20 protein-coding genes are annotated in these 18,957 nt (G+C 31.4%); all 20 read right to left on the reverse strand.

Going from position 1 to position 18,957, the window contains the following annotated elements:
* Nucleotides 1–23: 23 nt before the first annotated feature.
* Complete coding sequence (locus NSS86_RS06385; protein ID WP_001223008.1) at nucleotides 24–647, reverse strand: MBL fold metallo-hydrolase; 624 nt, start codon at nucleotides 645–647, stop codon at nucleotides 24–26.
* On the reverse strand, nucleotides 644–973 hold the full coding sequence (locus NSS86_RS06390) for an MTH1187 family thiamine-binding protein (protein WP_001018871.1): 330 nt from the start codon (nucleotides 971–973) through the stop codon (nucleotides 644–646). Before NSS86_RS06390 ends, NSS86_RS06385 begins: the two co-directional genes overlap by 4 nt.
* On the reverse strand, nucleotides 973–1,959 hold the full coding sequence (locus NSS86_RS06395) for an ROK family glucokinase (RefSeq protein WP_000161314.1): 987 nt from the start codon (nucleotides 1,957–1,959) through the stop codon (nucleotides 973–975). The genes NSS86_RS06390 and NSS86_RS06395 overlap by 1 nt, the downstream gene beginning before the upstream one ends.
* Nucleotides 1,956–2,159 (reverse strand): YqgQ family protein, encoded by a 204-nt coding sequence (locus tag NSS86_RS06400; protein ID WP_000087562.1) that lies wholly within the window; start codon nucleotides 2,157–2,159, stop codon nucleotides 1,956–1,958. The genes NSS86_RS06395 and NSS86_RS06400 overlap by 4 nt, the downstream gene beginning before the upstream one ends.
* The gene (locus tag NSS86_RS06405) at nucleotides 2,140–3,603 is read right to left on the reverse strand and encodes a rhomboid family intramembrane serine protease (RefSeq protein ID WP_001017859.1); all 1,464 of its coding nucleotides are present in this window, start codon (nucleotides 3,601–3,603) and stop codon (nucleotides 2,140–2,142) included. The genes NSS86_RS06400 and NSS86_RS06405 overlap by 20 nt, the downstream gene beginning before the upstream one ends.
* 11 nt (nucleotides 3,604–3,614) lie before the next feature.
* Nucleotides 3,615–4,154 (reverse strand): 5-formyltetrahydrofolate cyclo-ligase, encoded by a 540-nt coding sequence (locus NSS86_RS06410; protein ID WP_000164546.1) that lies wholly within the window; start codon nucleotides 4,152–4,154, stop codon nucleotides 3,615–3,617.
* Between the two features lie 208 nt (nucleotides 4,155–4,362).
* On the reverse strand, nucleotides 4,363–4,512 hold the full coding sequence (gene rpmG / locus NSS86_RS06415) for a 50S ribosomal protein L33 (RefSeq protein WP_001265709.1): 150 nt from the start codon (nucleotides 4,510–4,512) through the stop codon (nucleotides 4,363–4,365).
* Nucleotides 4,513–4,624: 112 nt separating this feature from the next.
* Entirely contained in the window at nucleotides 4,625–6,700 is a 2,076-nt protein-coding gene (locus NSS86_RS06420) for a penicillin-binding protein 2 (protein WP_000919769.1), read from the reverse strand.
* A gap of 120 nt (nucleotides 6,701–6,820) precedes the next feature.
* Nucleotides 6,821–7,420, reverse strand: a complete 600-nt coding sequence (locus NSS86_RS06425) for a superoxide dismutase (protein ID WP_000863556.1) — start codon at nucleotides 7,418–7,420, stop codon at nucleotides 6,821–6,823.
* 275 nt (nucleotides 7,421–7,695) lie between these two features.
* Nucleotides 7,696–8,106, reverse strand: a complete 411-nt coding sequence (locus tag NSS86_RS06430; protein WP_001095260.1) for a Fur family transcriptional regulator — start codon at nucleotides 8,104–8,106, stop codon at nucleotides 7,696–7,698.
* Complete coding sequence (locus NSS86_RS06435; protein ID WP_000564315.1) at nucleotides 8,093–8,956, reverse strand: metal ABC transporter permease; 864 nt, start codon at nucleotides 8,954–8,956, stop codon at nucleotides 8,093–8,095. The genes NSS86_RS06430 and NSS86_RS06435 overlap by 14 nt, the downstream gene beginning before the upstream one ends.
* Nucleotides 8,957–8,997: 41 nt before the next feature.
* Nucleotides 8,998–9,783, reverse strand: coding sequence for a metal ABC transporter ATP-binding protein (locus tag NSS86_RS06440; RefSeq protein ID WP_001213908.1), 786 nt, complete (start codon nucleotides 9,781–9,783; stop codon nucleotides 8,998–9,000).
* Between the two features lie 125 nt (nucleotides 9,784–9,908).
* Nucleotides 9,909–10,799: a deoxyribonuclease IV gene (locus NSS86_RS06445; RefSeq protein ID WP_000924220.1), complete on the reverse strand. Its 891-nt coding sequence runs from the start codon at nucleotides 10,797–10,799 to the stop codon at nucleotides 9,909–9,911.
* A gap of 9 nt (nucleotides 10,800–10,808) precedes the next feature.
* Nucleotides 10,809–12,155 (reverse strand): DEAD/DEAH box helicase, encoded by a 1,347-nt coding sequence (locus NSS86_RS06450; RefSeq protein ID WP_001062177.1) that lies wholly within the window; start codon nucleotides 12,153–12,155, stop codon nucleotides 10,809–10,811.
* A 113-nt stretch (nucleotides 12,156–12,268) separates the two neighbouring features.
* Entirely contained in the window at nucleotides 12,269–13,369 is a 1,101-nt protein-coding gene (locus tag NSS86_RS06455; RefSeq protein WP_000683940.1) for a Nif3-like dinuclear metal center hexameric protein, read from the reverse strand.
* Nucleotides 13,370–13,371: 2 nt separating this feature from the next.
* Nucleotides 13,372–14,049 carry a tRNA (adenine(22)-N(1))-methyltransferase TrmK gene (locus tag NSS86_RS06460; protein ID WP_000624577.1) on the reverse strand — a complete coding sequence of 226 codons (678 nt, stop codon included), beginning with the start codon at nucleotides 14,047–14,049 and terminating at the stop codon, nucleotides 13,372–13,374.
* Between the two features lie 130 nt (nucleotides 14,050–14,179).
* A complete protein-coding gene (gene rpoD, locus NSS86_RS06465; RefSeq protein ID WP_001283055.1) occupies nucleotides 14,180–15,286 on the reverse strand; it encodes an RNA polymerase sigma factor RpoD in 1,107 nt (368 codons plus the stop codon).
* 223 nt (nucleotides 15,287–15,509) lie between these two features.
* A complete protein-coding gene (gene dnaG / locus NSS86_RS06470) occupies nucleotides 15,510–17,327 on the reverse strand; it encodes a DNA primase (RefSeq protein ID WP_001217257.1) in 1,818 nt (605 codons plus the stop codon).
* Nucleotides 17,328–17,387: 60 nt separating this feature from the next.
* A complete protein-coding gene (locus NSS86_RS06475) occupies nucleotides 17,388–18,206 on the reverse strand; it encodes a pyruvate, water dikinase regulatory protein (RefSeq protein WP_000411298.1) in 819 nt (272 codons plus the stop codon).
* Between the two features lie 10 nt (nucleotides 18,207–18,216).
* Nucleotides 18,217–18,840 (reverse strand): helix-turn-helix transcriptional regulator, encoded by a 624-nt coding sequence (locus NSS86_RS06480; RefSeq protein ID WP_001797828.1) that lies wholly within the window; start codon nucleotides 18,838–18,840, stop codon nucleotides 18,217–18,219.
* Nucleotides 18,841–18,957: the final 117 nt, after the last annotated feature.

Genomic DNA, 18,957 nt, shown 5'->3' on the forward strand with positions numbered 1-18,957 from the left:
GGAGGTGTTTTTATTACTTCAATTTAACCGTGTAAAAATGGATTTAATTGTTCATCATCAACCGTCGTATATGGACCATGTCCAGGGAATAAAGGTAAATCGCCTTCTAATTCAAATATTTTATCTTGAATAGAATCAACTAGCGTTTCATAATCACCTTTATATAAATCTGTACGTCCGATTCCATTATTAAATAATGTATCTCCAACAACTGCGAATTCATCGAACACATATGTTAAACTTCCTGGTGAATGTCCAGGTGTGTGTAACACATTAAACTTAAATCCTTCTATTTCTGTGCTACCTTCGTTTAACTTTTCAGGAGTTACCTTACTTGTAATAATTGGTAATCCATATTGCTTAAATTTATCTGCTCCATTTTTAACGGGATCTTTTAGAAAATCAAACTCTGCTTCATGCATATAAACCGGGACATCGAATCGATCAACTATATCATCGACTGCTCCGATATGATCAAAGTGTGCATGTGTTAATAAAATAGCTTTTAACGGTTTATTTATTTGGTTTAATTTTTTAATAATTTTTTCACTTTCACCTGAAGGGTCAATCAGAATAACAGCTTTGTCATTTTCGATGAAATACGTATTAGTATCAACTAAGCCTAAAGTTAAGCTTGAAATCCTCATAGGTTTTCACCACTATTTTCTAAATGTTTTTGTACTGATGTTAGTTTATCATTCATTTTTCTAGATTTGTCTCGTCGGTCATCAATACGGATATTTGTACAAACTCTACTTAAACCTTTATCAAAAGGTAATTCATGTATCACTTGCACAACTTCTAATACATCGCTTAATTCACCTTCAATTAGAGTATTCATTGGTGTTAATTGAAAATCAATTTTACCCATTGCTTTATATTCTTGAAGTTTTTTCTGAATATCTGCAATATATTTACTAACACTCGGACCTTCCGTTCCAACTGGAATAACAACCACATCAACAATAGCCATTATTTTACCCCCTCTTTATCTAATACATAGGTCTTGATTAATCCTGCTGCTCCTGTAATACCTGCATCATTACCTAATTTCGCTTGTACAATTTCAGTTTCAAATTGAGCAGGTGCAAATGTTAAATTATGATATTCTGTTTTAATATTTTCAATTAAAATAGGTCCTGCAGTAGACATTCCTCCACCTAGAACGATATATTTCGGATTACTTGTAACACTAATAATACTACATAAATATCCAATATAGTTTGCAACCTTTTCAGTAATGAAAATACAGAATTGGTCACCAGCTTTTGCCGCATCAAAAACAGCTTTTGCTGTAACCTTATTTTCTTTAATCAATTCTAATATAGAAGATCTAAACGTCAACTTCGGATAGTAGAAGTTAACTAAGTTAACAACGCCTGTCGCTGAAGCAACTGTTTCAATACATCCAGAACGACCACAATTACATTTAAATCGTTGATCGAAGTCTGCTCTAAAATGACCTATTTCTGCGCCAGAGCCATTATGACCATGTACGATTTCACCATTTGAAATAATTCCTCCACCTAGACCTGTACCAAGTGTGATGGCAACAACATCATCGGCACCTTCACCAGCACCTTTGTGTTTCTCCCCTAAAGCAGCTATGTTAGCATCATTATCTACATACACTGGACAATCAACGAATTGTTCAAAAATCTCACGTACATTAACTTTTTCTGGCCAATATAAGTTTACTGCTCCATTTACTGTACCTTTTTCAAAGTCAACAGGACCTGGTACACCAATACCTACGCCAAGTACATTTGAAAAATTATAATTATTTTCATTTACTTTTTCAACAAACGAATCATAAATTCCTTTCAAAAGTGTATATCCTGTACTATCAGATGTATCAGTGTGAATAGACCATTTATGTAATTGTTCTAATTCAGGTGTGAAAATACCTAATTTACAAGTCGTCCCGCCTACATCAGCTGCTAAAATAATTTTTGTCATTTCTGTTCATTCCTTCTCTGATTAATTATCAACGTACATTTCAAATATTCTTCCTTAGATAACAGTTCATATTGATACAATGATGAAGTCTCCTGTTGAATCATTTCGTACATATCTTCTGGATTTTTAAAATATATTAGAAATCCGTAACTTTTCAATAACTGTTGTACATCATAAAAGTTATTTATTTTTCGACTCATTTGATTTAGTCAACTCTTTTTCTAAGTTAATATAATCTGTATTTTTAGGGTCTGCATTTAATGCTTTACGCACATATTTTAATGCTTTTTCATCATCATTTAATGAACGATTTGCTATCGCTAACTCAAAATTTAATAAACCTGATTTAGGAAACATTCTAAGTCCTCGCTCCCATTCTGTCATACCTTCGGACTTAGAATTGATAGTAGCCATAATCATACCACTTAAATAATATGTTTGATCATCGGCATAATTTTTATTTATTGTCTGCTTCACAATATTTTGAGCATTATCATAATTACCACTAGTCATATCATCTTTGATCAATTTATTATAAATATTATCTTCTTTAATTGTAAAAATTCTAATTTGAAGTGCAATAAATATAACAAGCATACCAATTAGTAAAATCCAAAAAATATTACGATTCACTTTATAGTAATAGCCAATTAAAGTTATTAATAAACCACCAATGAATCCTCCAATATGCGCCACAATATTTATATTTGACATAAACAGAGAAACACCAACTAATATCACTAATGCAATTAATAACTGTCCTAACATTTTTTTGTTAAATGTTTTTGAAACATACATCATCGCAAAAATTGATCCAATCAGACCAAATATAGCACCACTAGCCCCAACTGAAATTGTAGTCGTATTAAATGATAGTGATACAAAGTTTCCAAACAACCCTGCAATAAAGTATACAGTTAACATCCGCCATGAACCAATAATTGCTTCGACTATTTTACCAAAAATAAATAATGAAAGCATATTCATAAGTATATGTTCAAAACTAAAATGTAAAAACATCGATGTAACAATTCGATACCATTCACCATGTACGACATTAAAATGCACTAACCCGCCAACATCTAATAATTTTACATCCGAAAAATTATTTAAATATAAAATCATACATAACCATATTAAGACATTTACAAATATTATTGTGTATGTTGCCAGTGAAAATTTCTGCATATATTTATCTAAAAAGTTATCGGTTAATACTTTGCGTTTATAGAACATATATGTCTTTTTATCATTATCTTCTGAAATAAGTCTAGCCAAAAATATATTCGGCATATGCTTTATCAAATCTTTTGTGTGTCTTATAACATTGAATTTAATTCTAATTGGCGAAACTTCATTTAATTGTTCTTCTGAAAATTCCGATTCTGTAAAATAATAAAATTCAAAACTTTGTGGTTCGAAAGAAATAAAATTTGCTATTTCATCTTTGTGTTCAAGCACTTTCGCTTTGTCAAAACGTATTTCTTGGGTAGACTTGATATGTTGTTTAAAAATGACTACTTGTTTTTTTCTTTTATGGGCTAACCAAATTTCTTGGTCATCTTTTTCCCTACTGACAATATCAAAATTCAAGTACCTAATCCAATAATATATTGTTTTCCAAAATTGTTTGTCTATGTTCATTTAGTCCTCCACTATGCTGATTGATATATAATCAATTTATCGACTGGTTGATCGAATGATTCCGGTTCAAATGATGTTATTTGAAAATCGTATAATAAGCTTATTGTCTTTGTCTGATAATTAGCTAAAAACCTGTCGTAATAGCCACCACCATACCCAATTCTATATCCATCGTCTTGAAATCCAACACCAGGAACAACAATTAAATCTAGGTTATTCGTTGTTTCACCTTTTGAAGTTGGATAGTAAATCCCCTTATTATCGACATCAATATCTTTGAGATTAAATATTTCTTTAAAAGTCATTTGATGATTTAAATAATCCATTTTCGGTACAAAAATACGTTTATGATCCATTAAGGCTTGTTCAATAATAGAAAAAGTATCTACTTCATGATTAAAAGAAAGAACTAGCGCAATTGCGTTTGCTTCTTTGTATTCTTCAGTTGCAAAAAATTGATTTCTTAACCATGTGTCTGCTTTTCGCTTTTCAGCTTTATTAAAATTCTTCATTTTATGTAAAATGTATTTTCTAATCTCATTTTTAGTCACATTATCACCCACTTTATTCAATTCTATTATATCGTTAATAACAATACATGTCATTATGTTGTCATGATGAATTATGCGACAATTCTAAAATTTATTATTTCAATTGAAAATCTTTTATCATTTCATACGTGTGCATAATTAAAAAGGTGAAACCTCTTATTTTGAGATTTCACCTTTTTTATTGTTAATTTAAATTTAATTTTAATGATTATTTTGTTTCACGGTGTAAAGTTTGTTTGTTTTCACGTGAACAGAATTTCTTCATTTCAACACGTTCTGGATTATTTCTTTTGTTCTTAGTTGTAATGTAGTTTCTGTCACCACATTCCGTACAAGCTAAAGTTACGTTTACGCGCATGGTTATTCCTCCTTATCATTTCTAAATACGACTTTATTATTATACCAACATCTATAATATTTGCAAAGTTAAAATTTTACAACCATGCGCTACACAATCGTCAGGTTAAATTTTATTTGTCTTTGTCTTTATTTTTATCATCTTTACCTAACTGCTTAAAGTAGTAGTTAATTACATCTCTACCTAAGTCTCCACCTGTTAACCATGGTGGTGGTACAGGCTGATTTGTATATACAATTGAAAACGCTAATTTTGGATCATCAATTGGCGCGTATCCTATATAAGTAGAGTTAACTCTTGGCTCTCCGTTTTGGAACACTTCAGCGGTACCCGTTTTACCAGCAGTAGGTACTACTGTATCTTTAAAACTAACATATCCAGTACCATCTTTATCATTAAATGCCATTTTGAATCCTTCTTGAATTTGTTTGATTTCCTTTTCAGTATTATTAACCTTGTTCAAGACAGTGCCATTAATTTTCTTCTTGAGTGGACCAACCTCATCTTTATTAGTTGATTCATGAATCGTTAATCCAATGTGTGGCTGTATTCTATAACCATCATTCGCTATAGTTGAAACATATTGTGATAATTGTAATGGTGTATAGGTATCATATTGACCAATTGATAAATCTAGATAATTACCTGGATTATTTGTTAATGGTTCGATTTGACCTCTTGTTTCATTTGGTAAATCTATCCCTGTTTTCACACCTAAGCCTACTTGATTTAATCCTCTTCTAAGCTTTTGGGCAGGTGAACTTATATCTGAAGGTAAAGCCATACCAGAATAATAAGGGTCTCCCGCTAATTTTAATGCTGTTTTAAACATATATACGTTTGATGAATGCATCAAAGCTTGCTTATCATTAATAGATACATGCCCGTTTTTATTGAAGTATGATCGTTTTGTCAAACCACCTTGGAAATGTAATGGTTCATCGACCATTGTTTCTCCAACTTTGATAGCTTTATTCTGATAACCAGCTAATAATGTTCCACCTTTTACAGAAGATCCAACCGCAAATTGAGAAGTAAACGTACCAATGTCATAATCAGTCATTTTACCACTCTTATTAATCTGCTTTCCGGCAAGCGCAAGAATGTCTCCATTTTTAGGATTTTGTACAACCATCATAGCATTATCCATATCTTTTGCACCTTGGCTGCGAAGCTTCTTAATTTGTTTATCTAATAATGCTTCTACTTCTTTTTGAAGATCTATATCGATCGTTAATTTCAAATCTTGACCGCGAGCGCCAGGATTTAACACTTCTGAAGATGTAACTTTACCAGATTTGTCCGTTGTGTATTTCATTTCTTTCTTCTTACCACGCAATACATCTTCATATTGATATTCTAGGTAAGATTTTCCAACACGATCATTGCGTGAATATCCTTTGGATAAGTAATGTTCTGTCAATTCTTTTGGAATACCTTCAGCAGGTGTCGATACATCTCCGAATATACCTCTTAAAGTATCGCCATATGGATATTTTCTATCCCAATCCATAGACGTGTTAACACCTGGTAATTTGGAAAGTTGCTGAGAAACTGCTGCATACTCTTTTTCACTGACATCTTCATTTTTTATCATTTGTGGATCTAAAACTGTTCCTGCATTCATCTCTCGAAAAATAGCTAAAACTTGTAAATCTTTAGAAGACAATTCATCTAATTGTGATTTTCCGATTTTCGATAACAGTTGTTTATCATATTGATCTTGTTTAATACTTCCATCTGCTAACATAGCTTGTTCTTTTGTCATCATTGCTTTTGCTTTTTTAGGATGCAACTGAATCCAGAAATCTTTCTTATCACGTTCTGTAATTTTCTTAGTATCCATCTTGATTAGCTTTGATAACTTTTCAGCCGTATCCAACATTTCCGATTGTGTTGTTTTTCGACCCCTAGTATATGTAATAGCCATTTTAGAAGCATTATCAACTAAAACTTTCCCATTTCTGTCTAAAATACGACCTCTTGGCACAGACTCATTCACTGTAATGTTTTCATCATTTTTTATAATTTGTTTATAATGTGAGCCTTGTGCGATTTGTAAATAACCTAAACGTAGTACTAGTACTGCAAAAATAAATACAATCACACCAAATATAAAGTTAATTCTCTTGTTAATTGTATTTTGAACGATTTCATCATTTGATTTTTCTTTTAGTCTTTTTAACAAAACTACCTACCTCTATTCAAAGTCTTTCACTTTAAATCATATATGAATTTAGAAATTATTTCTATCTTTTTGACAAAAAAATAACGGTCTCATTTAAGAGACCGAACAAGTAATCATACTTTATTTTGTTGCATTATATAATTCGTCAACTTTTTCCCAGTTAACTACATTCCAAAATGCGCCAATGTAGTCAGGGCGTTTGTTTTGATATTTTAGGTAATAAGCGTGTTCCCATACGTCTAAACCTAAAATAGGTGTTTTACCCTCAGTTAATGGATTATCTTGGTTTGGTGTAGTCACAATTTCTAACTGGCCATTGTTTACGACTAACCAAGCCCAACCTGAACCAAAGCGTGCAGCTGCTTTGTCAGCAAATTCTTTTTTAAATTCTTCTAAAGAACCCCATTGTTCTTTAATTTTTTCTACTACAGTACCTTTTTCTTCTGAGTTTGGTGAAAGTAACTCCCAGAATAATGAATGGTTTAAATGTCCACCGCCATTATTACGTACAGCAGTTTGGATGTTAGCTGGTACACTGTCTAAATTAGCAACAATTTCTTCAATAGATTTAGATTCTAAATCTGTACCTTCTACTGCAGCATTTAATTTCGTAACATACGTGTTATGATGTCTGTCATGGTGAATTTCCATAGTTTCTTTGTCAAAATGTGGTTCTAATGCATCAAATGCGTATGGTAATTTTGGTAATTCAAAAGCCATAAATAATCATCCTCCTAAAATGTCTGTAAGTAAATAATAACAAGCAGTGACTGGTTCAACAAAGAATTTGCTTAAATTCTACTACTTATTATTTTCTCTACTCATTTAATATAACTCAAATCAAAAATAATTAAACATTTTGTATATAAAAAGTTAACAGATTTGCCATAAAATCATACGAACGGAGTATGAAATGAACCTTTATCTTCTATAATTTAAAAAATGAGATTTATGCATACATCTGACCAAATGTGCATAAATCTCATTTCTTTATATTAATCTTGGCAAGACTCACATACACCATAAACTTCAAGTTTGTGTTTGTGAATATTAACACCAGGTAGTGATAACTTTATCTGATCTATTGGACAATAATCTATTACCTTTGTATCTCCACACTTTTCACAGATAAAATGATGATGATGATGGTTTGTACAAGCGATTCTAAACTTCATTTCACCATCAAGTTCTGTATTTTCAATAATCCCTAAATCTTTAAATAAGTGCAGGTTTCTATATATTGTGTCGAATGAAATTCCAGGATAATTTTCATCCATAACTTGTTGTATATACTTTGCGTTTATATACTTATCTTCTTCGACAAAAATATCTAACATATCTTTACGTTTATCTGTATATTTTAAACCGTTCTCTTTTAAAATTTTAATAGCATCATTTGTATTCATTGATATTAGCTCCCTTTTTAAACTTCATTCGCATTTTCTGATAAGCCATTGTAATCATAAGTAAAATAACTAGTAGAACTACAATTACACCACCCGGAGAAATGTCCATATAGAAAGCTAGGACTAAGCCTAATATTACTGATAATTCACCTAAAAATACACTTAGTAATATCAATTGCTTAAAACTTTTTGTTATTCGCATACTTATTGCAATTGGTAACGTGATTAAAGCACTTACTAACAGTATCCCTACAACACGCATTGAGGCAGAAATAACCATCGCTACAATAACAATAAATAAAAATTGAATCCATTTATGAATGCCAATGACTTTACTATATTCCTCATCAAATGACAATATAAATAATTCTTTATAAAACAATGTAATAAACAGAACAACTATGATGGCAATGACAATAATCGTTGTTAAATCACTTATATTCACTGCGCTTATTGAGCCAAATAGCAATCCAACAATTTCTTGATTGAACCCATCAGCTAATGAAATGAAGATTGCACTCAAGGCGATACCAGCACTCATTATAATTGGAATAGCAATTTCTTGGTAAGCAGTGTATGACGTTCTTAATTTTTCAATTAGAAGCGCACCTACTATTGCGAATAAGATTCCAAACCACATTGGATTAATAAATACTAGTGTTGGCATAATAGTAAGTAAAAACATACCGAAGGATATACCACCTAAAGTTACATGACTTAGAGCATCAGCTATAAGTGATAGTCGTCTAACAACGATAAAAGCACCGATTAGAGGCGCAATAAAACCTATCAAGATACCACTAATTAAAGAGTACCTCATAAAATCAAAATTCAATAATGCATCTATCAATTGTGACACGCCTTTCCATTTTAAATAAACTCAAATCTTTATTAATTACAACATTCTCGATTATGCTGATGATCGACAAAACGTACAGGATGTCCATAAATTTTTGAAATTTCAACTTCATCAAGTGATTTAAACTCATCAGTTGTACCATGGAAATGCAAATGCTTATTTAAACATGCTACTTCAGTAGCAGTATCTGCTACAACACCGATATCATGAGTAACTAAGATAATGGTGATACCTTCTTGTTTTAATTGATCTAAAGTATTATAAAATTCACTTACATGTTTTGCATCAATACCATTCGTTGGTTCATCAAGTACTAATACTGCAGGTTCTGAAATCAATGCTCGGGCAATCATTACACGTTGTTGTTGACCACCTGATAATTCTGCTATATTTTTATGAATTAAATCACTTATATTCAGTCTTTCTAGTACTTTAATCACTTTTTCATTATCTTTGCTATTAAATGTTTGGAAAAGACGTTTTGTCTTTGTTAATCCGCTTAAAACAACTTCTTTAACACTTGCTGGGAAACCTGAATTAAAGGCATTTGCTTTTTGTGATACATAGCTTAATTTAATTGATGTTTTCTTATTTTTAAAATCAATACCTTCAACAAAAATCTCACCACTTTGTAAAGGTAATAACCCTAGAATCAACTTCAATAATGTTGATTTACCAGCACCATTTGGTCCAACAATCGCTAAAAATTCACCTTTATTTATTTTAATGTTTATATTTTCTAACACTTTTTTATGATCATAGTAGTAATTGACATTTTTCAATTCAAAGACTGGTGTCATCGTATTCTCACCTCGCATTCAACTATACAACTCCTAGTAACATATGTAAACAGTAATGTTTACGACTCAAAATTAGACAAAATAAAGAGATATGCCCCCTTCAAGTTTTATTTATCGCATTTCTTGAAGAGAGCATTATCATTTTATTGTTGCATAACCTTATTTTTTAATTCTGGGTCAAATTGCTGTTGTTTTAACATTTCAATTTCAAGTTTATATGGCGGTTTTTTATTTTTCTTATCTTCACCAACATAAGGTGTTTCTAAGATTTTCGGAATATCTTTAAAACTATCATGATGCACAATGTAATTTAATGCATCAAAACCAATGTAACCGAAGCCAATATTTTCATGTCGGTCTTTTTGAGCGCCACGGTCATTTTTAGAATCATTGACATGAACAACTTTGATTCTGTCGACTCCAATAATTTTATCAAATTCATTTAATACGCCATCAAAGTCCTCTTTCACATTATATCCAGCATCATGCGTATGACATGTATCAAAACATACTGATAAACGTTCGTTATTATGAACTCCATCAATAATACGTGCTAACTCTTCAAACGAGCGACCAATCTCTGTACCTTTACCTGCCATCGTTTCAAGCGCAATACGTACATTATTGTCATTCGTTAAAACTTCATTTAATCCTTCAATAATCTTATTAATTCCGGCATCAACACCAGCTCCAACATGCGCACCTGGATGTAATACAATATCTTTAGCGCCTATAGCTTGCGTTCTTTCAATTTCTTGTTGCAAGAAATCTACACCAAGATTAAACGTTTCTGGTTTGGTTGTATTTGCAATATTAATGATGTATGGTGCATGAACAACAATATTAGATAAGCCATATTTTTCCATCACTTCATGACCTTTAGTTATATTTAAATCTTCAATACTTTTACGGCGCGTGTTTTGAGGTGCACCAGTATAAATCATAAATGTTGTTTCACCATATTCATACGCTTCTATAGCAGAACCTTCTAACATCTTTTTACCACTCATTGAAACATGTGATCCTAATAACATAAAACACACCTAACCTTTTTTGTTTTGCTTACGTTTTTGTCTATTTTGCTGCTTACTAAATTGTTTACGCTCTTGACGTTTCATTTTTTCAACTTCTTGTTTAAATTTCTTCTTATAACCTGGTTTAACTTTGTTTTTAATTTTACTTCGAACTTTGTTCTTCACTTGATTAGTTAAATGGTCATCTTTGCGCATTCTTGCTTGACGCTGATTGTGCGCTTTAACTTCTTTTAACTCACCATCTTTAATATCAACAGTATTGAATACAAAACCGCGATCTTCTATTAATGAAATATTGTGTTCTTCATCAGGACTATAAAGCGTAATTGCTACACCTTTATAATTCCCACGACCAGTTCGTCCAACTCTATGCGTAAAGAAGTCAATATCATTTGGCACATCAAAATTGATGACATGACTAACACCTTCAATATCAATACCACGAGATGCTAAATCGCTGGCAATAACGTATTGGAATTCTAAATTACGTATACGTTTCATTTGTTGTTTACGTTCACGTGGCGTTAAACCACCATGAATCATACCAACTTTAATACCAGCTTCATTTAGTGAACGTGCTAAATCATTTGCATTATCTCTACTATTACAGAAAATAATACATAAGTATGGATTTAGTATATCAATTAAATTTAAAGTTTTTTCAACTTTAGCTGCACCTTTAGTAGGTATTAAAAAGAATTCGATGTTCTTTTTATTTTGTTTTTTACTGTCGACAGCTACATATTCTGGATGACTTAAATATTTATTTAAAAATGGTTGTAACTGTTGTGGAATTGTAGCACTAAACACCGCAATATTTGCATTATCTTCCAATCTTGCAGCAATGTAATCTACATCTTCAATTAATCCTAAGTCAATCATAAGATCCGCTTCATCAATAACTAAATATGATGCTAAGTGCACATGTAAATGTCCCGTTTTAGCTAAGTCATTAATTCTAGTAGGGGTGCCTATAATCAATTGTGGTTGTGCATTACAACGTTGTCTATCTTTCTCTATATCTGTACCACCAATAAAAACTTTAACTGAAACACCAGCTTTAAATTGGCTTAAATGGTTCGCTGCATCGTATAGTTGTTGTGCAAGTTCTCTTGTTGGTGCAACTACGATTGCTTGTGGTTCTTTTATTTCACTATCAATTAACTGCATTAATGGTAATAAAAATGCATGAGATTTCCCTGTACCCGTTTGAGATTGACCAATTAAATTTGTTCTCTTTAGTATTCTTGGAATAATTCGATTCTGAATTTCAGTTGGTTTTTCAAAATTAAGGTCTTTCACAGCGTCAATTAAACTAGATTCTAGATTAAATTGTTCGAATGGATGTTTTGCCATGATTTGGCCTCCTTATATGTTCATCTTTACTATTATAAAGTATAAATGTGCTATTTTAAATAAAAATATTAAAACCTCGAAATTTCAAAATTTAGAAATCCCGAGATTTTAGTTTAAATATATTGAAATGGATCTGTATTAATTGTAGATGCTTCAACATCTATATTTATTTTTTCTATATTGAACCAATTCATTAGTAACGTTTTTAAACCTTCTTTCATCACATATTCGCTGTAATGATTAATATCAATTAAATTCACACCATGAATTTTAGCATCTAAGGCATCATGATGTTTAATATCACCTGTAACAAAGACATCTGCGCCTTGTTGGACAGCTTGATATTCATATCCAATACCTGAACCACCAATAATTGCAATACGTTTAATTTTCTGATTAGACTCACCAACAAAACGGACACTTGGGATATTTAATTTAGATTTAATATCAGCTGCGAAATCTTCCAATGTCATTTGATTATCCACTTCTGCCATAACGCCAAGTCCATAAAGGGATGTTTGTTTTATCTCAATAAAATCAAATACCGGTGTTTCATATGGATGGTATTGTTTAATTAATTGCTCAGCCCTTGACTTTTGATATGCATCTATCATAAATTCAATTTTAACTTCATCTACATCTTCAATTTTATCAATTTGTCCTATTGTTGGATTAGCTTCACCAACTGGTTTGAATTGCCCTCTTCCTTCACTTTCAAAGAAACAATATTCATAATTACCTTCTTGCGCTAATCCATTTTCACTAAGCTTATCTTTAAATGGTCCAACATTATCCTTAGGTATATATGTTTGAACTTTATAGTATACATCTTGTTGATTATTTATTATTGAAATGTTCTTCAAACCCATCGCCTTCGCCAACATCATATTGACACCATACGGATTTACATCTAAATTTGTATGCATCGCTATTAAATTAATGTCATGTTGAATTAGTTTTCTAATGATCAAACCATAACCATTAGCTTTTAATGATGTTACGCCTTTAAAGATTAGAGGATGATGACTAATAATAGTATTATAACCTTTTTCGATTGCTTCATTTACTACTTCCAACGTACAGTCTAATGCTGTTAAAACACCAGTAACTTCAACATCTCCATCACCTATTAACAATCCTACATTATCCCAAGATTCAGCAGTACTAAATGGCACATGATGATCTAACAATGTCATTAAATCAGCTATTTTCATTACTATAACACCCTTTCAATTACAGCAATTTCGTCATTAATTTGAGCTAAACGTTGATGATGTTGTTCAGTATTGAGTTTCGATTTAATATGATAAAGTGCTTCTAACTCTCTTTGCCATTTTTTTATAAAATATTCATTTTTGTTGTTCAGCAATTTTGGTCCGAATTTCAATTCATCAGATGATAGCTCTATTAATTGTGTAGAATGTTCTGCTACAACAATTTCATAAATATGGCCTTTTTCTTCCATTATTATTTCATCAATTATTTCATAATTCAATTGTTGTAATGTTTGTCTTAAATTTTCAGTTTGTATATTACTTTGTAAAATCAACCTTGGATGTTGACTTAACTTATCTTGCCCATCTTTTAAAATTTTAGCAATAAGTGGTCCGCCCATACCACAAATTGTGATATTATCGATTACGTCCTCAGGATGAATAACACTTAAGCCATCCCCTAAACGTACATCAATTCTTTCTACTAAATGATTTGCAGCTACATTTTTCACAGCAGCTTGAAAAGGGCCTTGAATAACTTCTCCAGCAATACCGCATTCGCATAAATGGTTTTGAATTGCATAGATTGGCAAATAAGCATGATCTGAGCCAATATCCGCGATTGTACCTTGTTTTAAAAATCGACTTACCGTCGTTAATCGGTTATTTAACGAAATCATTTTATTCTCCTTTATGAAAAAAGAGGTTGAACATTATTCAATGTACCAACCTCACTCAAGTTAAATCTTAATCTAAAAATAAATAAGCGCTTATTCATGTCTTGGTATCAATCATTAAAATTGATATAAATTAATCCATAAAGTCTTTCAAACGTTTACTACGACTTGGATGTCTTAATTTTCTAAGTGCTTTTGCTTCAATTTGTCGAATACGTTCACGTGTAACACCGAAAACTTTACCAACTTCTTCAAGTGTTCTTGTTCTGCCGTCATCAAGACCAAATCTTAATCGTAATACATTTTCTTCTCTATCAGTTAATGTATCAAGCACATCTTCTAATTGCTCTTTTAATAATTCATAAGCAGCATGATCTGAAGGACTTTGTGCTTCCTGATCCTCAATAAAGTCTCCTAAATGACTATCATCTTCTTCACCAATTGGTGTTTCTAATGAAACAGGTTCTTGCGCAATTTTTAAAATTTCACGAACTTTTTCTGCTGGTAAATCCATTTCTTCACCAATTTCTTCTGGTGCTGGATCTCGACCTAAGTCCTGTAATAATTGACGTTGAACACGAATTAATTTATTAATTGTTTCTACCATATGCACAGGGATACGAATCGTACGTGCTTGGTCAGCAATTGCACGAGTGATTGCTTGTCTAATCCACCATGTTGCATATGTTGAAAACTTAAATCCTTTGTTAAAGTCAAATTTTTCAACAGCTTTAATAAGACCCATATTACCTTCTTGGATTAAATCAAGGAATAACATACCACGACCTACGTATCTTTTAGCAATACTTACAACTAAACGTAAGTTCGCTTCTGCAAGTCTTGATTTTGCTACTTCATCACCTTGTTCAATACGTTTGGCTAATTCGATTTCTTCTTGTGCACTTAATAAGTTAACACGCCCAATTTCTTTAAGGTACATACGAACTGGGTCATTTATTTTAACACCTGGAGGGGCACTAAGATCACTTGGATTCAGTTTCTCGTCAGTATCTGAACTATCTTTTTCATTAACTAGTGAAATATCATTATCATTTAATTGATCAAAGAAATCATCCATTTGATCAGAGTCGATATCAAAATTCTGAAGTTTTTCAGCAATTTCTTCATGACTTAAATGACCCTCTTTTTTACCTTTTTCAATTAATTGCTTCTTAACATCTTCTAATGTTAATGTCGGATCAATTGTTTGTTTTTTAATTTTAACTGTGTTATCAGACATGAAACGGCCTCCCGATTTTAAATATGAACATTCGAAATTTATTCAATATTGCTATTTTAAACTAAATTCTTAATTAATTCATCCATATTTTTAATTTTATTTTACAAATTGGAACTAATCCCAATATTTATTTTTCAATAGTGTTGTTTAAATGCGGTAACTATCATTTACCCTTATACATTTTGACATAATCATTATTCGTATTATTCTTTAAAATCACATGCTACATGCGTTCTTTATTCTTAGCAACAATTTGCTGTAAATAGTATTTTTGTAATTCTACATCGCCAATCCTTGTAGCTTCCCTTAATTTATGATTCAATGACTCAATTGTTTCTTGTCCTTTTTCATTAATAACATTGACATAATCATCAATTTCATTTTCATATGGTTCGTCATTCAAATTATATTGTTCTAAGCTAATTAGTGTTTCTCTCAACTCATTTGAATTAACATACTGCACAGCATCACTGATATTATATTGATCATTTTCCGCATAAAAATCATGTAAGACTTCGAATACATATTTAAAATGCTGATTTGTGAAGTTATCCTTATCAACACTTTCATAATAATTTAAAAATGTATCTTTATCTCTCATTAAATGTTTTAAAAATGCTCGCTCCGCTTTTTCTTGACGGCTCAAATTGTCAAATTGTGCCATACCAATTGGCTCAGGTTCAATATAACCGCCATACTCATCATAACCGCCATACTCATCTTCTGGATAATAATTGGCTGGTGCTTGATTGAATTGTATTTCGTTAGCTAACTGCTCAGGACTAACATTGAAAAATGGCGCAACATCATTTATAGCCTTTTGTTGCAGAATTGATGACTTCATAAGTGAAATGTCATGACTCAGTTCTTTCAAATAACGTTCATATGAAAGGTCATTATGTGCAATTTCATCTTTTAATATACTTACTTTATAATGTGCAAATGACTTTTTGTCATTTTTTACAAAAGTAGTAAATGCGTCGTTGCCATACTTACCAATGTATTCATCCGGATCCATGCCAGATGGCAATTGTATAACAAATACATTTAGCCCTTGCTGTAACAAATGTTGACCTGTTTTAAGTGTTGCTTCACTACCCGCAAAATCCCCATCAAACATTAATGTTATATTTGATGTTAACTTTCGTATAAAGGTAATATGTTCATCTGACAACTGTGTACCCATTGTTGCAACAACGTTTTTCAAGCCAGCAGTATCAGATTTTATAACATCCATAAAACCTTCTAGTAATACAATTTCATCTAATTTTCTAATTGATTTACGTGCTTTATCTAAGTTATATAACAACTTTCTTTTTTGAAAGATAGGCGTTTCAGGACTATTTAGGTATTTTGGTTCTTGACCGGTATATGTTCGACCTGAATATCCAACAATTCTTCCTTGCGCATTTTTCAAAGGAAACATAATACGATTTCGAAATCTATCGTAATAACTGAAATTTTCTTCGTTACGTGATAATAATCCGGCTTCATATGCTAATTCAATATCGTAACCCTTTTTTTGAAGAAAATCATGACAAAAATGTGAGCTATCGGGTGCAAAGCCAATGCCTCGCTCTTTAATAAGCGCATCTGTAAAACCACGTTCTTGTAAGTATGTTAATGCTTGTTCGCCTTCGACTGTCTTTGTTAAAGCGTAATAATAAAATTCTTGTATTAACTCATGCATTTCAATCATTTGTAAATCATCAGAAGCAATTTGAACATTTGAGTTAGATTGTGTTGCCTCAATATCTACAGCAACATTAACTCTATCACCTAATTCTTTAACCGCTTCAACAAATGATATGTCTTTAATTTCTTGAGTAAATTGAAAAACATTGCCACCTTTTTTACAACCAAAACAATGACAGATTTGTTTATCTTCAGAAACTGTAAATGAAGGTGTCTTTTCATCATGAAAAGGACACAAACCTATATAATTGCGTCCTCTCTTTTCTAGTTTTACATATTCACTTACCAAGTCTAAAATGTCGGTTTTATCTTTTATTTCATTAATGATCGATTGATCTATTCGCAAATTAAATCACCTATTAAGCATTAGTTATACTATTATACCTAATTTTTGACAAAAATGAAATCATTTCGATTTATTTTGTTCAATATAATGGATTATATCGTTTGCTGTTTCTTCGATTGCTTTTTGAGAAACATCAATGACAGGACATCCAATTTCACTTACGATTTCTTCAAAGTAATTCAATTCTTCTTGGATTCGAGCTTCTGTTGCATAACGAGCTGTGTCACCTAGTCCCAATTGTTTTAATCGCTCTTTTCTAATGCGATTTAATTTTTCTTCACTTATTTTAAGTGCGATACATTTCTTAGGATCAATATCATATAAGCCATCTGGCGGTGTCACTTCTGGTACAATCGGTACATTCATAACTTTGTAACTCTTATGCGCTAAATACTGAGATAATGGTGTCTTTGAAGTTCTCGAAATACCAAGTAAAACAATATCAGCTTTAGGTAATCCTTTAGGATCTTTACCATCATCATATTTAACCGCAAACTCTATCGCATCAATTTTCTTGAAATATGCATCATCTAATCTATGAACGATACCTGGCTCATTATAAGGTTTTTCTTCAACCGATGCTGATAATAAATCCATTAATGGCCCCATGATATCAACGGACTTCAATTGGAATTCTGCTACTTTCTCACTCATATATTGCTTCATTTCAGGTTTAATAAGTGTATAAACAATGATAGCATTTGTATCTTTTGCAACTTGAATCACTTCATCAACATCTTCAAAAGATTCAATATATGGATATCTTAATAATTCATTTTTACATTGCTTAGGATTAAATTGTGAAATACCTGCCCTAGCAACTAACTCTGCCGTTTCACCTATAGAATCTGAGGCTACGATAATTTTAATTTTTTCCATTACTTCTCACCTATTCTTTATATAATGCTACTAATAACTTAGCTATTGTTGTTTTGGAAATTCTTCCAATTACTTCATACTTTTGATTATCTTTTTTTCTTACAATTGGAATCGAATCAATTTCTTTTTCAATCATTCTATCTGCTGCGTATATGACTAATTCGCTTTCCTCTAAATAAGTGACATTAGGCATACGTGTCATATTTACACTGATAGGTACTGTATGAATATCTGCTCCAATCATTGAAGCTCTTAATAAATCTTTTCTTGAACACACACCAACAAAATCGTTATCTTCATTAATAATAAATAATGTACTTACATCTTCTAAAAAAATTGTACAAATAGCGTCATAAACTGTTGTATTCTCTCTTAGCACAACAGGTTGAGACATATAGTCCTTAACCTCAAATTGTCGAAGTTTTTCATTAAAAAATTTGCCTTTTGATTTACCTGAATAATAATATCCAACTCGGGGACGCGCTTCTAAAAAACCTGACATTGTTAATATCGCTAAATCTGGTCTAAGCGTTGCTCTTGTTAAATTCAACTTATCTGCTATTTGTTCACCAGTAATGGGTCCTTTAGTTTTAACAATTTCGATGATTCGTTCTTGTCTTTGACTGAGTTCTATAGGTCTTCACCCCTTTTTTATTCACTTATTATTATACCGATATTTCTTTCATGTCACAAACACATTAATTTTACTTGCCTTTAAATAATCTATCAATTAGAATAAACGTACAGCGAG

The organism is Staphylococcus sp. FSL W8-0056, from assembly GCF_037963075.1.
GTDB lineage: Bacteria > Bacillota > Bacilli > Staphylococcales > Staphylococcaceae > Staphylococcus > Staphylococcus aureus.

Excerpts from the sequence above, each read along its gene's own strand:
- NSS86_RS06405 (WP_001017859.1), bottom strand. The coding sequence starts at position 3,603 with ATGAACATAGACAAACAATTTTGGAAAACAATATATTATTGGATTAGG.
- NSS86_RS06455 (WP_000683940.1), bottom strand. The coding sequence starts at position 13,369 with ATGAAAATAGCTGATTTAATGACATTGTTAGATCATCATGTGCCATTT.
- NSS86_RS06395 (WP_000161314.1), bottom strand. The coding sequence starts at position 1,959 with ATGACAAAAATTATTTTAGCAGCTGATGTAGGCGGGACGACTTGTAAA.
- NSS86_RS06475 (WP_000411298.1), bottom strand. The coding sequence starts at position 18,206 with ATGGAAAAAATTAAAATTATCGTAGCCTCAGATTCTATAGGTGAAACG.
- NSS86_RS06430 (WP_001095260.1), bottom strand. The coding sequence starts at position 8,106 with ATGAATACAAATGATGCTATTAAAATTTTAAAAGAGAACGGTTTAAAA.
- NSS86_RS06400 (WP_000087562.1), bottom strand. The coding sequence starts at position 2,159 with ATGAGTCGAAAAATAAATAACTTTTATGATGTACAACAGTTATTGAAA.
- NSS86_RS06385 (WP_001223008.1), bottom strand. The coding sequence starts at position 647 with ATGAGGATTTCAAGCTTAACTTTAGGCTTAGTTGATACTAATACGTAT.
- rpoD (WP_001283055.1), bottom strand. The coding sequence starts at position 15,286 with ATGTCTGATAACACAGTTAAAATTAAAAAACAAACAATTGATCCGACA.
- NSS86_RS06445 (WP_000924220.1), bottom strand. The coding sequence starts at position 10,799 with ATGTTATTAGGATCACATGTTTCAATGAGTGGTAAAAAGATGTTAGAA.
- NSS86_RS06460 (WP_000624577.1), bottom strand. The coding sequence starts at position 14,049 with ATGATTTCGTTAAATAACCGATTAACGACGGTAAGTCGATTTTTAAAA.
- NSS86_RS06450 (WP_001062177.1), bottom strand. The coding sequence starts at position 12,155 with ATGGCAAAACATCCATTCGAACAATTTAATCTAGAATCTAGTTTAATT.
- rpmG (WP_001265709.1), bottom strand. The coding sequence starts at position 4,512 with ATGCGCGTAAACGTAACTTTAGCTTGTACGGAATGTGGTGACAGAAAC.
- NSS86_RS06425 (WP_000863556.1), bottom strand. The coding sequence starts at position 7,420 with ATGGCTTTTGAATTACCAAAATTACCATACGCATTTGATGCATTAGAA.
- NSS86_RS06390 (WP_001018871.1), bottom strand. The coding sequence starts at position 973 with ATGGCTATTGTTGATGTGGTTGTTATTCCAGTTGGAACGGAAGGTCCG.
- NSS86_RS06440 (WP_001213908.1), bottom strand. The coding sequence starts at position 9,783 with ATGCGAGGTGAGAATACGATGACACCAGTCTTTGAATTGAAAAATGTC.